Here is a 14,599-nt window from a genome sequence, read left to right as displayed (position 1 = left end):
GACCTCGCGGTCTCGGGCGTTTGCGTTTGCCAGGCAAATTCACACCCCGTTCTCACCTGCCCGGTGTAGTCTCCACGCCACGCGTGTAGCGGCGTTGATCAACGGGAGTGAGGCTGTCAATGACTGGGTCAACGGAATTCAACGGCAAGATCGAGCTGGATATCCGCGATTCGGAGCCGGACTGGGGGCCGTACGCGGCGCCGACGGCGCCGGAGAACTCGCCGAACATCCTGTATCTGGTGTGGGACGACACCGGCATCGCGACGTGGGACTGCTTCGGCGGCCTGGTCGAGATGCCCGCCATGACGCGGATCGCCGAGCGCGGCGTGCGGTTGTCGCAATTTCACACCACCGCGCTGTGCTCGCCGACGCGGGCGTCGCTGCTAACCGGACGCAACGCGACCACCGTCGGCATGGCCACCATCGAGGAATTCACCGATGGGTTCCCCAACTGCAACGGGCGGATCCCCGCCGACACCGCACTGATCTCCGAGGTGCTCGCCGAGCGCGGTTACAACACGTATTGCATCGGCAAGTGGCACCTGACGCCGCTGGAAGAGTCCAATCTGGCGTCGACGAAACGACACTGGCCCACCTCGCGCGGCTTCGAGCGGTTCTACGGGTTCATGGGGGGCGAGACCGACCAGTGGTATCCCGACCTGGTCTACGACAACCACCCCGTCACCCCGCCGGGCACACCGGAGGACGGCTATCACCTGTCCAAGGACATCGCCGACAGGACCATCGAATTCATCCGCGACGCCAAGGTGATCGCGCCGGACAAGCCGTGGTTCAGCTACGTGTGCCCGGGCGCCGGGCATGCCCCGCACCACGTCTTCAAGGAGTGGGCGGACCGCTACGCCGGCCGGTTCGACATGGGCTACGAGCGCTACCGCGAGATCGTGCTGGAAAAGCAGAAGTCGATGGGCATCGTGCCGCCGGATACCGAACTGTCGCCGGTCAACCCGTATTCGGACGTGACGGGGCCACAGGGCGAGCCGTGGCCGATGCAGGACACGGTGCGACCCTGGGACTCGCTGGGCGACGAAGAGAAGAAGCTGTTCTGCCGGATGGCCGAGGTGTTCGCCGGGTTCCTCAGCTACACCGACGCCCAGATCGGCCGCATCCTGGACTATCTCGAGGAGTCCGGCCAGCTCGACAACACGATCATCGTGGTGATCTCCGACAACGGCGCCAGCGGTGAGGGCGGGCCCAACGGGTCGGTGAACGAGGGCAAGTTCTTCAACGGCTACATCGACACCGTCGAGGAGAGCATGAAGCTCTTCGACCACCTAGGCGGGCCGGAGACCTACAACCATTACCCGATCGGCTGGGCGATGGCCTTCAACACGCCCTACAAGCTGTACAAGCGCTACGCCTCGCATGAGGGAGGCATCGCCGACACGGCAATCGTCTCGTGGCCCAACGGCATTGCGGCGCACGGCGAGGTCCGCGACACCTACGTCAACGTCTGCGACATCACGCCGACCGTCTTCGACCTGCTCGGCATGACGCCGCCGGAGACGGTCAAGGGCATCGCGCAGAAACCACTGGACGGCGTGAGTTTCAAGGCGGCCCTTGATGATCCGAGCGCCGACACCGGGAAGAAGACCCAGTTCTACACCATGCTGGGCACCCGCGGGATTTGGCACGAGGGCTGGTTCGCCAACACCGTCCACGCCGCCACACCGGCCGGCTGGTCGCACTTCGACGCCGACCGCTGGGAGCTCTTCCACATCGAGGCCGACCGCAGCCAGTGCCACGACCTGGCCGCCGAGCAGCCCGACAAGCTGGAAGAGCTTAAGGCGCTGTGGTTTTCCGAGGCGGCCAAATACAACGGGCTGCCGCTGTCGGATCTGAACATCATCGAAACGATGATGCGCTCACGTCCCTATCTGGTCGGCGAACGGCCCAGCTACACGTACTATCCGCACTGCGCGGACGTCGGCATCGGCGCCGCCGCCGAGATTCGCGGCCGCTCGTTCGCTGTGCTCGCCGACGTGACCGTGGACACCACCGGTGCCGAGGGCGTGCTGTTCAAGCAGGGCGGAGCCCACGGCGGCCACGTCCTGTTCATTCAGGACGGTCGGCTGCACTACGTCTACAACTTCCTCGGCGAACGCCAGCAGCTGGTTTCGTCGTCGCGCCCGGTGCCGTTGGGGCGACACATGTTCGGGGTTCGCTATGCGCGGACGGGGACCGTTGAGAACAGCCATACCCCGCTCGGCGACCTCGCGCTGTTCATCGACGACGAGGTGGTCGGCACGCTGGGGGAGGTGACGACCCATCCCGGGACGTTCGGCCTGGCGGGGGCCGGGATCACCGTCGGGCACAACGGTGGATCGGGGGTGTCGAGCCGCTATAAGGCGCCGTTCGCCTTCACCGGCGGCACCATCGCCCAGGTCACCATCGACCTGTCGGATCGGCCGTACCAGGACGTCGAAAGGGAACTTGCGCTTGCGTTTTCGCGCGACTGATCTGGCCGTCGGCGTGGCCGTCCTGCTCTGCCTGGGGGCGGGCGTGGGTTGCGACCGGAGCACCGGGGGAACCGCGGTCCGGACGAGCGGTGCTGCTCCGTCGACGACGTCCGCCGCGCCGACACCGTCCGATCCCGCCGAGCCGGTGCCCGGCGTCGAAACCACGCTGCCCGACCACATTCCGCCCAACGCCGTGGTGTGCTTTCCGCGTCCGCCCGCCAGCGGCACCATGGCCGTCGCCTCGGTGCCGGATCCCGTCGCGCCCGTGATCACGCTTCCGCTGCCGGACGGCTGGAGCTCCTCCCGCGGCTCCGGTGACGTGGCATTGACGGCGCCCGGGCCCGCCGGCATGTCGGTGCGGGTGACGATCACGCCGACGGACCTCGAACCTGGAGTTGCTTTCCTGCGCTACGCCGCCGACCTGCGCACCCGGTGGCCGGGCGTCGCGGTCACCGTCGCGGCGGCGCAGTTCTGCGGCTACAGCAGCCAGTTGCTGAGTGGCACCGTCGCGGGGCCCGGCGGGGTGCAGTTCGCCGACCGCATCACCCACGTGTGGACGAACGTGAGGTCATTTCTGGTGGTAGTCCATTTGGAGGGTCCGATCGGTGCCCCCGGCTTCGACGCGGCGAAGTCGACGACGATGCAGCAGTTTGCCGTCGTCATCCCGTAAAGACCCGTTTTCACTGCAAGTGGGCGGTAGCATCACGCCCCGTGATGCCTCATGAGCACTGAGCCTTCGCCCCCGCCCCCGCCCGCCGCGCGAGGACCGCGCATCGCCATCGCGTTCGGGATCGTCGTCGCCGTCATCGTCATCTACGTCCTCTCCCTGATTGCCGTGCACCTGCTGGCACAATCGGCACCCCCGCTGCCCTCGGTGGACCTGAGCAAGGTCGAGGCCGAAGACAGCGTGGTGCAGGTGCGCCTGGAAAAGCTCGACACCGTCGCCAATCGACTGACGGTGAATGTGCTTGTCTACCCAAAGGATTCGCTGTACGACAAGAACTTCGGCGTCCTCACCACCGACGCCGCCGTGCGCCTGTACCCCGAGAACGACCTGGGAGACCTGCAATACCCGGTAGGAAAGGCGCCCGCGCAGCTCAGCACCACCATCCAGGCGCAGGGCGATCCGGGTAACTGGCCGTTCGACTCCTACACGACGCAGGTGATCGCGGCCGACGTGTTCACCGGTAGCGGTCAAAGCCGTGAGAAGGCGCCCGCCCGCGTCGAGGTCACCGGAAAGCTGGACGGCTGGGACGCCACTGTCACCCGGGTCCACGACCCCGACGATTCCAACCCGGACGTGAAGGACAACGTGACCATCACGCTGCACCGGGCCAGAGGGCCGCTGATTTTCGACCTCGGCATCTGCCTGGTCCTCATCGCCCTGCCCGTCCTGGCGCTGTGGGTGGCCATTCCGGTTGCGCTGGGCAGGACGTCGTTCCTGCCCCCGATGACCACGTGGTACGGCGCGATGCTGTTCGCCATCGTCCCCCTGCGCAACATCCTGCCGGGCAGCCCGCCCTACGGTTCGTGGATCGACCAGGCCGTCGTGCTGTGGGTGCTGATCGGCCTGGTGGTCGCGATGGCCCTGTTCCTCGTCGGCTGGTGGAGGCAACGCGAACGAAGACAGCCGAACAAGGGCTGACTACTCCGCGACGGCTGCTCCCGCGGAGCTGATCGCGTCGACGGCGCTGGACACCCTCGACTGGAAGTCGGGCGAGAGCGGTATGTAGCCGTTCCTTGCCAGCTCGACCTGGCCCGGGCCGATCGCCGCCTGCAGGAACGCCTTGACGGCCTTGGCTTCCTCCGCGACGGGGTACTTGGAGCAGACGATCTCGTAGGTGGCCAGGACGATCGGGTACACGTCGGGCTGGGCGGGGTTGTAGAACGACGAGATGTCGAGCACCAGGTTGTTGCCCGTGCCGATGATTTTGGCGCCGGTGATCGTCTTACCGACGGTGTCGGTGCCGATGCGGACCGGGCGCAGCGACCTGCGGCTCGCCGGGGTTTTGATTTCCGCGGCGAAAAGACCCTGCTGGAGCGCGAACGACAACTCGTTGTAGCTGATCGCCCCCTCCGTGGCCTTCACGACCTCCGAGGTGCCCTTGTTGCCGGCGGCCCCGACGCCGACGCCGCCTTTGAACGACTTGCCGGTGCCCTGCTTCCAGACTCCGCCGGACGCGGCCTGCAGGTAGGACTGGAAGTTGTCGGTGGTGCCCGAGGCGTCGCTGCGGTAGACGACGCGGATGTCCTCGGCCGGCATGGAGGTGTTGAACGCGGTGAGGGCCGGGTCGTCCCAGCGCGTGATGGTCCCGTTGAAGATCTTGGCCAGCGTGGGCGCGTCGAGCACCAGGGAGTCGACGGAGCCGAGGTTGTAGGTGATGGCCAGCGGGCCGAAGACGACGGGCAGGTTCCACGCGTCGGCCCCGCCGCAACGCTGCTTGGCGGCGGCGTATTGGTCCCCGGCTAACGGTATGTCGGACCCGCCGAAATCGGTTTTACCCGAGAGGAATTCGCTGATTCCCGCCCCCGAGCCGTTCGCCGTGTAGTCGAGGTTCTGCCCCGGGCATGCGCGCTGGTACGCGTCGACGAACTTCGTCACCGCGTTCGCCTGCGCGGTCGAGCCGCTGGCGATCAGGGTCTGCTTGCCGCCGCAGTCCACCTTGGCCCCGGCGGCGTAGGCCAGGGTCGCGTGGGCGTTGCTGCATCCCGAGAGCACCAAGGCGGCCGCGGCCAGCAGGCTGAGGGGAACAGTCGATCGGTTGTGCTTCACCTTGCTTGCCTCCTGGCCCTGACGCTGATCGACACATTTACAGCGGCCGAATTAACAGGCAAACCAACGGCGAATGAACGAGTGGTCATCCGGGCCACTGCCCGGGTTTCGCTGGGTGGCGAGACGGTGTGCGGCCGGTTGACGGAAATTGCCTACTGATGGCCGGAAAAATTTGGCCGGCGCATGGACAGCACCGGTTCGCTACGATCTAATCTTCGTGTGCTTGCCCCCTCGCTCCGCACACCGCACGGAGGTGTTGACCGATGGTGCGCCGTCCCCCGCGACACCCCCCACGCCGCCGGAGCCGTCGCCCGCGGGGCCGCCCGAGGCGTCCACCCAGCGCGGGGGACGGCGCACCCTGTTGGTGGTCGGCATCCTGGTGGCGTTCCTCGTCGTCTACGGTCTGTCGCTGTTCGGGGTCCACATGCTGTCCAAATCGTCGGGACCGCTCAAGCCTCCGGACCTGAACGCGACCAACGACACCATCGTCTTGGTGCGTCTGGAAAAGCTGGAGACCGTCGCGAATCGCCTGACGGTGAAGGTGCTTGTGATTCCCGAGGATTCGATGTTCGACAAACGCCTCGATGTGCTGAAGACCGACACCGCCGTGCGGATGGACCCCCCCAACGACCTGGGTGACCTGCAGTACCCGGCGGGCAAGTCGCCGGCGCAGGTCGCCACGACGATCGAGGCTCACGGCGACCCCAACAACTGGCCGTTCGACTCCTACAGCACCGACACCCTGTCGGCCGAGGTGCTCGTCGGGCAGGGCGATGCCCGCCAGTACATACCTGCTCGGGTGGAAGTGACCGGCGCGTTGGACGGTTGGGACGTCACCGTCAAGCGGGTAGGTGAAGCGAGCCAGGACGCGGATCGCCCGGACAACGTGATCATCACGTTGCACCGGGCCAAGGGGCCGCTGATCTTCGACCTGGGCATCTGCCTGGTGCTGTTCGCCTTGCCCACCCTGGCTTTCGCCGTGGCCATACAAATCGCTCTGGGCAGGCGGAAATTCGTGCCGCCCTTCGTGACGTGGTTCGCAGCCATGCTGTTCGCTGTCATCCCCATCCGCAATTTCCTGCCCGGCTCTCCACCGCCGGGTGCGTGGATCGACCAGGTTCTGGTGATCTGGGTGTTGATGGCGCTCGTCGCGGCGATGGCGCTGTACATGTTCACCTGGTATCGACAATCGGACTGACGCCCCGGGGAACGGCCGTCCTACCCTGAAGGGGTGCTCACGGAGTTGGTCGACCTGCCGGGCGGATCATTCCGCATGGGTTCGACGAGCTTCTACCCCGAAGAGGCGCCGATCCACACCGTGACCGTGGCGGGCTTCGCGGTGGAGCGCCACCCGGTGACCAACGCGCAGTTCGCCGAATTCGTTTCCGCCACAGGCTATCTGACCGTCGCCGAGCAGCCGATAGATCCGGCGCAGTACCCGGGCGCGGATCCTGCGGACCTGTGTCCGGGCGCCATGGTCTTCCGCCCGACACAAGGCCCGGTGGACCTGCGTGACTGGCGGCAATGGTGGGACTGGGTGCCGGGCGCCAGCTGGCGAAATCCGTTCGGGCCGGGTAGCGACCTGGAGGGCAGGGCCGATCACCCGGTATTGCAGGTGGCGTACCCGGACGCGGCGGCGTACGCGCGCTGGGCTGGTCGGCGCCTCCCGGCCGAGGCCGAGTGGGAGTATGCCGCCCGCGGCGGAACCACGGCGACCTACTCCTGGGGGGACGACGCGAACCCGGACGGTCGGCTGATGGCCAACACGTGGCAGGGGCGGTTCCCGTATCGCAACGACGGCGCGCTCGGGTGGGTGGGCACCTCGCCCGTGGGAACCTTTCCGCCCAACGGGTTCGGGCTGCTCGACATGATCGGGAACGTCTGGGAGTGGACCACCACCGAGTTCTCCGCACACCACCGGCTCGATCAACCTCCGAAGGCCTGCTGCGCGCCCTCCGGGCCGGCGGATCCGTCCGTCAGCCAGACGCTCAAGGGCGGTTCGCACCTGTGCGCGCCGGAGTATTGCCACCGCTACCGCCCGGCGGCGCGGTCACCGCAATCACAGGACACCGCGACCACCCACATCGGGTTTCGGTGCGTGGCGGATTCGCCCTCGCGCTAGGCCGCCCGACAGCAAAGCGACCGCGGGGTTACCGTCGGATGGACGGTGCATGACGGGGCTTTCGTCACCGCGCGGGACCGGCTCGAGTTAACTAGCATCTGATCGGTGTTGCCCCCACTGCGCGCGCGGGTCAGCAATGACCGCTGAGGCTGAGACGACACCGGCTCCGCCACCGCCGTCCGACGAACCGCCGGCGCCACCGCCGCCGACCGGCAAACAGTTCCGCAAGCCGCGCATCGCAATCGGCGTGAGCATTCTGCTCGTCGTCATCTCCGCCTACGCCCTATCCCTGTTCGGCGTCCACCAGCTGCAGGAAGCGGAGGCCCCACTTCCTCCGCTGGATCTCAGCCAGGGCGGGGGTGATGCGACCATCGTGCAGCTGCGCCTTGAGGAGCTCAAGCCCGTCGCGAACCGACTTACCGTGAATGTCCTTGTCTACCCAGGTATCTCGGCCTACGACAATCGCTTCGACGTGCTGGGCACCGATGTTGGCGTGCGCCTGTATCCGACCAGCGACCTGGGCGACCTGCACTACCCGAAGGGAAAGGCGCCGGCGCAACTCAGCACCACCGTGGAGGCGCACGGCGATCCGGGCAACTGGCCCTTCGACTCCTACCGGACCGAACCGATCTCGGCCGACGCGTTCGTCGGGTCCGGCGACAACGTCAAGAAGGTGCCCGCCCGCGTCGAGGTCACCGGTGAGCTCGACGGGTGGGATGTCAGCGTGCAGCGGCTGCACGACCCTGGTGCGCTCCCCACCCAGCGGGGCACCGACAACGGAAATGTGGTCATCACCTTCAAGCGGGCCAAGGGTCCGCTGATCTTCGACCTGGGCATCTGCCTGGTGCTCATCAGCCTGCCCACCCTGGCCCTGTTGGTCGCCATCCCGATGGCGCTGGGCAGAAGGAAGTTCCTGCCGCCCTTCGCGACGTGGTACGCCGCGAACCTCTTTGCGATCGTCCCGTTGCGCAACATCCTGCCCGGCGCCCCGCCGCCCGGCTCCTGGATAGACCAGGCCATCGTGCAGTGGGTGCTGATCGCGCTCGTGACGGCAATGAGCCTGTACATCTTCGCCTGGGTCCGGCAAGGGGACTGACGCCCGAAGGGGTTGGCTAGCCGCGATGTGTTAACGCTGGTAGCGGCCCGCGTTACAAGCTCGTGGCGGCGATGGTCAAAAGCTGCCAGCAAACACGTGCGTTGCTAGCATCAGCCTTCGTGACTATTCGAGAGGACGAGGCGATAACCCGTCTGGCCGAATCGCTGGCCGCGCCGGCCAACGGCCAGGGCCGTCCGCGTAAGCCGCGGCGGCGACACCTCGTCCTCGATGTCTCCATCATCGTGGGCGTCGTCGTGGTCTACGCGTTCTCGCTGTTCGGCTACCACTGGCTGGCCTCCGCGCCGGGCCCGCTTGCCGAGCCGGACGTGAACACCGCCGAGGGCACCGTGGTTTTGGTGCGCTTCGAGCAGCTGCACGCCGTGCAGAATCGCCTCGACGTGAAAGTTCTTGTGATGCCGGACGATTCGATGATCAACAAGCGGCTGAACGTGTTGAACACCGACACCTCCGTGCGCTTCTTCCCGCAGAACGACCTGGGCGATCTGCAGTACCCGGTGGGGAAGTTGCCTGCGCAGGTGGCCACCACCATCGAGGCCCACGGCGAGCCCGGCGACTGGCCGTTCGACTCATACCGAACCGACGCCATCCAGGCGGACGTGCTCGTCGGAACCGGCGATGGCCGTCAATACAAACCCGCGCGCGTCGAGGTGACGGGATCGCTGGAGGGGTGGGACATCTCGGTGCGGCGGGTCGGTCGGGACAGCCGCGATTCCGATCGCCCGGACAACGTCGTCGTCACCCTGCAGCGGGCCAAGGGGCCGCTCGTCTTCGATCTCGGGATCTGCCTGGTCCTCATCACGCTGCCGACGCTGGCGCTGTTCGTGGCCATTCAGATGCTCACCGGTCGACGGCAATTCCTGCCGCCGTTTTCCACCTGGTATGCCGCGATGCTGTTCGCCGTCGTGCCGCTTCGCAACATCCTCCCCGGCACCCCGCCCGCGGGCGCCTGGATCGATCAGGCCGTCGTGATCTGGGTGTTGATCGCGCTGGCCACGGCGCTGGTCTTGTACATCGCCGCCTGGTACCGGCATTCGACCTGAACTGTCGGACCCCAATGGCATACTCGAACTTATGTTCGATAGAGCCTCATCGCAAGCGCCGGAGCCCGCGGTCCTGGTGGAGCGGATTTGTGCGGCTACGCGCGCGGAGAATCGGGCGGCGGCCGCGCAGCTGGTGGCCATCCACGAGTTGTTTCGGTATCGGTTGTCGCGCTGTGCTGATATCGACGACTGGGCCATCGACACCATGGCGGAGGTGGGCGCCGAGATCGCCGCGGCGTTGCGGATCGGACCAGGGCTGGCCGCTTGCCGGTTGCGCGATGCCCGGGCGCTGTGTGAGCGCCTCCCGCGGGTGGGCGCGGTGTTTGCGGCCGGCGACATCGACTACCGGCTGTTCACCACGATCGCCTATCGCACCGATTTGATCGTCGATGAGACGGTGCTGGCCAGTGTGGATGCCCAATTGGCCGCCGGCGTGGCGCGCTGGCCGTCGATGACGCGCGGCCGGCTGGCCGCCCAGGTGGACAAGATCGTGGCCCGCGCGGACGCCGATGCGGTGCGCCGGCGCAAAGAGCGCCAGGTGGACCGGGAGGTCTGGATCGCCGATGTCGGTGACGGCCTGGCCGAGGTCCAGGGCCAGCTGTTTAGCACCGATGCCCGCGCGCTGGACCAGCGGTTGGACGCGCTGGCGGCCACGGTGTGTGCCCATGACCCGCGCACCCGCGAACAGCGCCGCGCTGATGCCCTGGGCGCGTTGGCCGCCGGGGCCGACCGGCTCGGGTGCCGCTGCGCGCGCCCGGACTGCGCGGCCGGCACACGCCCCGCCGCCGCCCCGGTGGTGATTCATGTGATCGCCGAGCAGGCCACCCTCGACGGCGCCGCCACCACCGCGGCCTCGGCGGTGGGCGCCGACGGGCTCATCACCGCCGAACTCGTCCAGCAGTTGGCCGCCTCGGCCACACTGCGACCCCTGATCAACCCCGCCGACGCCCCACCGGAAAACGGCTATTTGCCCTCCACCGCGCTGGCCGACTTCGTGCGCTGCCGCGACCTGACTTGCCGCGCCCCCGGCTGTGACCGCCCCGCGATCGCGTGCGACCTCGACCACACCATCCCGCACGCCCGCGGCGGCCCCACCCACGCCTCAAACCTCAAATGCCTGTGCCGGCTGCACCATCTACTCAAAACCTTCTGCGGCTGGCGCGACCAACAACTCGCCGACGGCACGGTGATCTGGCGGCTCCCCGACGGGCACACCTACATCACCACCCCCGGCAGCGCCCTGCTCTTCCCCAGCCTGTGCGCGCCCACCGCCCACCTGTCGATCCCCGACACCCCCGACACCCCGCGCTGCGGGGAACGCACCGCCAAGATGCCCCGACGCCGCCGCACCCGCGCCCAACAACGGGCCACCCGCATCGCCACCGAACGCCGCCACAACCGCCAGGCCAGACTCGCCCGAAAACCCATCCGGCGCGACTACTTCGCCCTACCACCACGCACCGACGACGAGGAACCACCGCCGTTCTGAATGGGCCATTTGCGGTGCGCTACCGGCTTCCCCGTAGATGTTTCACAAAGAGCGAACCCCGGACCGAGTCGGCTTCATCCACGTCAACGTTTGACTCGTCTTGGCGCAACCCTTTGGGGAGGTCAGGGCCGGAAGCGGTGCGCCCGAACGATCGACCCGACGCTGGAATATCGGGGTGGCATCGGCGTACGCTTTAAACGCTCTTCATCTTCACCCGATGCGTTGATGTGTCGGCGACCTCGCGGGAGGTTGCGATGTCGTATGTGTTGGCGGCCCCAGAATTTATGGCCTCGGCGGCGTCGGATCTGTCCAGAATCGGCTCGGGCCTGACCGCCGCGAATACGGCGGCGGCGGCCCCGACGACGGCGGTGGTGACCGCCGCTGGTGATGAAGTGTCGGCGGCGGTGGCGTCGCTGTTTTCCAGCCACGGTCAGGCGTATCAGTCGTTGGGTGCGCAGGCGGCCGCGTTTCATGCGGAATTTGTGCGCGCCTTAGGCGGTGCGGGGGGCGCGTATTCGCTGGCCGAGGCGGCCAACGCATCGCCGTTGCAGACCATCGAGCAAGACGTGTTGGGCGTGATCAATGCGCCCACCGAGCTGGTGTTGGCGCGTCCGCTGATCGGCAACGGCACCAACGGGTCGCCGGGGACCGGGCAGCCCGGTGGCGCGGGCGGCATTTTATGGGGTAATGGCGGCAATGGCGGGTCTGGGGCGCTCGGGCAGCCGGGCGGTAGGGGCGGTAACGCCGGGCTTTGGGGCAATGGCGGCCAGGGCGGGGGGTCCCGTCCAGATCAACGGCGGCAGCGCCAATCCCGGCTTCGGCGGCGGCGCCGGCAGCGGCGGGGGCGGGGGTGGCGGCGGCACCGTTGCCGTGTCCGGCTTCACCGACGGCGGCAACGGCGGCAACGGCGGCTCCTAGCCCCGGCCCTTCTAACGGTGATCACAGTCGTCTCCCACGCCACTGCGAGCTGCGGCTGCAACCCTGAAAGCCACCATGAAGAATGTTGCGCTGGCCGCCGTCACCGGCGTTCTCGTCGCGGCCGGATCGCTGCTGGCTGCGGGGGGTGAAAACACGTCTCCACCGGGGCCGGTGCGCCTGGTGGACCGGGCCACCGACGTGCCGGCGCCGAACGACCCGAACGACCCGAACGAGGTCTGCCGGTTCAACACGGTCAGGGTCGCCTGTCCGCCGCCGTCGCCGGCTCCCGCCGTGTCGCTCATGCCACCGGGGGCGGTTTGGCCGCCGGGGGCGGTGGAGCTGCCGGGAACGGGGCTGCCGATGCCACCCTTGCCGCCGGGAGTCGTACTGCCGCCGGAGGTGTCGCAGATGCTGCAGCAGGGGATGGAGATGTTGCAGTCGCCGCCGCCGAACGTGCCGAACGAGGTCTGCCGCTACAACACGATCAGGGTCCCCTGCCCGCAGCCGCCCGCGACGAGGTGACGGGCGCGGGAGGTGCAGGATCTCCCCATGCCCGCCTCGTTACCGCCGCTTGCCGCCGAGGATCACGTCTGCGACCCCTGCTCGGTCGCTTATCTGGAAACGCCGATCGACGACGCGGTCGCCGTCATCGCCGGCATGCCGGGCGCGGTCCGGGAGGCGATCGGCGCGGTCGCGCCCGAGGCCCGGCGCGTGCGCCCCGCCCCCGATGTGTGGTCGGTCGCCGAGTACCTCTGCCACCTGCGCGACGTCTACGTCAGCTTCACCATCCGGCTGCACCGCGTCCGCACGGAGCACGAACCCGCGTGGGAGCCGATGTTCAACGACCTGCGGGCCCGCTGGTTCCGGTACAACGACTGCGACATCGAGGCCACGCTCAACGAGCTGGCGGCCGGCACCGCCGGATTCCGCGAGGAGGTTAGGCGCACGGAGGACTGGGGTCGCGCGGGGACCCGATTGCCGGGCGAACGGCGCACCGCGCGCTGGCTGGTCCGCCAGGCGATGCACGAAGGCGTCCATCACCTCGCGGACATCCAGAGATTTGGCTCTGAGCTGGTCGTCCCCTAGACTCTAGGGGTTGCCTTGGGCAGACCTCGGCCGGTGCGAATCGGCCCCGCGTGCCCTTCGGTGACAAAGACCGCGCACGTCAGGCTTTTGGGTTCCCCCTGCCGTGCACACATGAACCAGGTCAGGAGATCGAGTGATTCAGCAGGAATCGCGGCTGAAGGTCGCCGACAACACCGGCGCCAAGGAGATCTTGTGCATCCGGGTGCTCGGCGGTTCGGCGCGACGCTACGCCGGCATCGGTGACGTCATCGTCGCCACCGTCAAGGACGCCATCCCCGGCGGCAACGTCAAGCGCGGCGACGTCGTCAAGGCCGTCGTGGTGCGCACGGTCAAGGAGCGCCGCCGTCCCGACGGCAGCTACATCAAGTTCGATGAGAACGCCGCGGTGATCATCAAGCCCGACAACGACCCGCGCGGGACGCGCATCTTCGGGCCGGTCGGCCGTGAACTGCGCGAGAAGCGGTTCATGAAGATCATCTCGCTGGCCCCGGAGGTGTTGTAGATGAAGGTCCACAAGGGCGACACCGTCCTCGTCATCGCCGGCAAGGACAAGGGCGCCAAGGGCAAGGTCTTGCAGGCGTACCCGGAACGTAACCGCGTGCTGGTCGAGGGCGTCAACCGGATCAAGAAGCACACCGCGATTTCGACCAACCAGCGCGGCGCGCGGTCGGGCGGCATCGTCACGCAGGAGGCGCCGATCCACGTTTCCAACGTGATGGTGGTCGACTCGGACGGCAAGCCCACCCGGATCGGCTACCGGGTGGACGAGGAGACCGGCAAGCGCGTCCGCATCTCCAAGCGCAACGGCAAGGACATCTGATGAGCACCGCAGAGAAGACTCAGCCGCGCTTGAAAGAGCGCTACCGCAACGAGATTCGGGACGCGTTGCACAAGCAGTTCGGCTACGCCAACGTCATGCAGATCCCGACCGTGACCAAGGTCGTCGTCAACATGGGGGTCGGCGACGCCGCCCGCGACGCCAAGCTGATCAACGGCGCGGTCAACGACCTGGCGCTGATCACCGGGCAGAAGCCCGAGATCCGCAAGGCGCGCAAGTCAATCGCGCAGTTCAAGTTGCGCGAGGGCATGCCGATCGGCGCCCGGGTGACCCTGCGCGGGGACCGGATGTGGGAGTTCCTCGACCGGCTCACGTCGATCGCGCTGCCGCGTATCCGCGACTTCCGCGGCCTGTCGCCCAAGCAGTTCGACGGCGTCGGCAACTACACGTTCGGACTGGCCGAGCAGTCGGTGTTCCACGAGATCGACGTGGACAAGATCGACCGGGTTCGGGGCATGGACATCAACGTCGTCACCTCGGCGACGACCGACGACGAAGGACGAGCCCTGTTGCGGGCCCTCGGCTTTCCGTTCAAGGAGAACTGACTAGATGGCGAAGAAGGCACTGGTTAACAAGGCGGCGCGCAAGCCGAAGTTCGCGGTGCGCGGCTACACCCGCTGCAGCAAGTGCGGCCGTCCGCGCGCGGTGTTCCGCAAGTTCGGGCTGTGCCGAATCTGCCTGCGCGAGATGGCGCATGCGGGCGAGCTGCCCGGTGTGCAGAAGAGCAGCTGGTGACAGG

The 14,599-nt window shown here is 67.5% G+C and carries 15 protein-coding genes and 1 pseudogene; 15 read left to right on the top strand and 1 reads right to left on the bottom strand.

The genetic code is table 11. The annotated features are described in order from the left end of the window. The first annotated feature begins 119 nt into the window (after nt 1-119). Genes MTAB308_RS11710 through MTAB308_RS11700 form a run of 3 tightly spaced genes read left to right on the top strand, consistent with a single transcriptional unit; the run spans nt 120 to nt 4,122 of the window. Nucleotides 120-2,477, top strand: a complete 2,358-nt coding sequence (locus MTAB308_RS11710) for an arylsulfatase (RefSeq protein WP_077099579.1) — start codon at nt 120-122, stop codon at nt 2,475-2,477. After that, complete coding sequence (locus MTAB308_RS29775; RefSeq protein ID WP_245831375.1) at nt 2,458-3,147, top strand: hypothetical protein; 690 nt, start codon at nt 2,458-2,460, stop codon at nt 3,145-3,147. The genes MTAB308_RS11710 and MTAB308_RS29775 overlap by 20 nt, the downstream gene beginning before the upstream one ends. Nucleotides 3,148-3,198: 51 nt before the next feature. Next, nucleotides 3,199-4,122 (top strand): DUF4436 domain-containing protein, encoded by a 924-nt coding sequence (locus tag MTAB308_RS11700; protein ID WP_077099578.1) that lies wholly within the window; start codon nt 3,199-3,201, stop codon nt 4,120-4,122. Here MTAB308_RS11700 and pstS read toward each other — a convergent pair whose 3' ends face one another. Beyond that, a complete protein-coding gene (gene pstS, locus MTAB308_RS11695; RefSeq protein WP_077099577.1) occupies nt 4,123-5,250 on the bottom strand; it encodes a phosphate ABC transporter substrate-binding protein PstS in 1,128 nt (375 codons plus the stop codon). Nucleotides 5,251-5,506: 256 nt separating this feature from the next. On the opposite strand from pstS, the gene MTAB308_RS11690 reads away from it, so the two are divergent. The 12 genes and pseudogenes from MTAB308_RS11690 to MTAB308_RS11635 all read left to right on the top strand — a co-directional run bounded on the left by MTAB308_RS11690 (nt 5,507) and on the right by MTAB308_RS11635 (nt 14,595). Then, a complete protein-coding gene (locus MTAB308_RS11690) occupies nt 5,507-6,448 on the top strand; it encodes a DUF4436 domain-containing protein (RefSeq protein ID WP_077100145.1) in 942 nt (313 codons plus the stop codon). Between the two features lie 33 nt (nt 6,449-6,481). Then, on the top strand, nt 6,482-7,372 hold the full coding sequence (locus MTAB308_RS11685) for a formylglycine-generating enzyme family protein (protein ID WP_077099576.1): 891 nt from the start codon (nt 6,482-6,484) through the stop codon (nt 7,370-7,372). A gap of 136 nt (nt 7,373-7,508) precedes the next feature. Then, the gene (locus tag MTAB308_RS11680; RefSeq protein WP_077099575.1) at nt 7,509-8,468 is read left to right on the top strand and encodes a DUF4436 domain-containing protein; all 960 of its coding nucleotides are present in this window, start codon (nt 7,509-7,511) and stop codon (nt 8,466-8,468) included. 152 nt (nt 8,469-8,620) lie between these two features. Continuing rightward, complete coding sequence (locus MTAB308_RS11675) at nt 8,621-9,529, top strand: DUF4436 domain-containing protein (protein WP_245831408.1); 909 nt, start codon at nt 8,621-8,623, stop codon at nt 9,527-9,529. Between the two features lie 31 nt (nt 9,530-9,560). Next, nucleotides 9,561-11,018, top strand: coding sequence for an HNH endonuclease signature motif containing protein (locus tag MTAB308_RS11670; RefSeq protein ID WP_083746510.1), 1,458 nt, complete (start codon nt 9,561-9,563; stop codon nt 11,016-11,018). A 254-nt stretch (nt 11,019-11,272) separates the two neighbouring features. Next, nucleotides 11,273-11,930: pseudogene (locus MTAB308_RS11665) on the top strand (PE family protein); the annotation flags it as partial. 81 nt (nt 11,931-12,011) lie between these two features. Further along, complete coding sequence (locus MTAB308_RS11660; protein ID WP_077099573.1) at nt 12,012-12,458, top strand: hypothetical protein; 447 nt, start codon at nt 12,012-12,014, stop codon at nt 12,456-12,458. 27 nt (nt 12,459-12,485) lie between these two features. Then, nucleotides 12,486-13,022 carry a DinB family protein gene (locus MTAB308_RS11655; protein ID WP_077099572.1) on the top strand — a complete coding sequence of 179 codons (537 nt, stop codon included), beginning with the start codon at nt 12,486-12,488 and terminating at the stop codon, nt 13,020-13,022. Nucleotides 13,023-13,155: 133 nt separating this feature from the next. Beyond that, the gene (gene rplN / locus MTAB308_RS11650; RefSeq protein ID WP_077099571.1) at nt 13,156-13,524 is read left to right on the top strand and encodes a 50S ribosomal protein L14; all 369 of its coding nucleotides are present in this window, start codon (nt 13,156-13,158) and stop codon (nt 13,522-13,524) included. Then, on the top strand, nt 13,525-13,842 hold the full coding sequence (gene rplX, locus MTAB308_RS11645; RefSeq protein WP_066931540.1) for a 50S ribosomal protein L24: 318 nt from the start codon (nt 13,525-13,527) through the stop codon (nt 13,840-13,842). Then, nucleotides 13,842-14,405, top strand: a complete 564-nt coding sequence (gene rplE / locus MTAB308_RS11640) for a 50S ribosomal protein L5 (RefSeq protein WP_077099570.1) — start codon at nt 13,842-13,844, stop codon at nt 14,403-14,405. Before rplX ends, rplE begins: the two co-directional genes overlap by 1 nt. 4 nt (nt 14,406-14,409) lie before the next feature. Then, nucleotides 14,410-14,595: a type Z 30S ribosomal protein S14 gene (locus MTAB308_RS11635; protein WP_011739072.1), complete on the top strand. Its 186-nt coding sequence runs from the start codon at nt 14,410-14,412 to the stop codon at nt 14,593-14,595. Nucleotides 14,596-14,599: the final 4 nt, after the last annotated feature.

It is taken from the genome of Mycobacterium terramassiliense (genome assembly GCF_900157385.1).
Classification (GTDB): Bacteria; Actinomycetota; Actinomycetes; order Mycobacteriales; family Mycobacteriaceae; genus Mycobacterium; species Mycobacterium terramassiliense.
The sequence above is the reverse complement of the archived record's forward strand: the minus strand, read 5'-3'. Positions and strand labels throughout refer to the sequence as shown.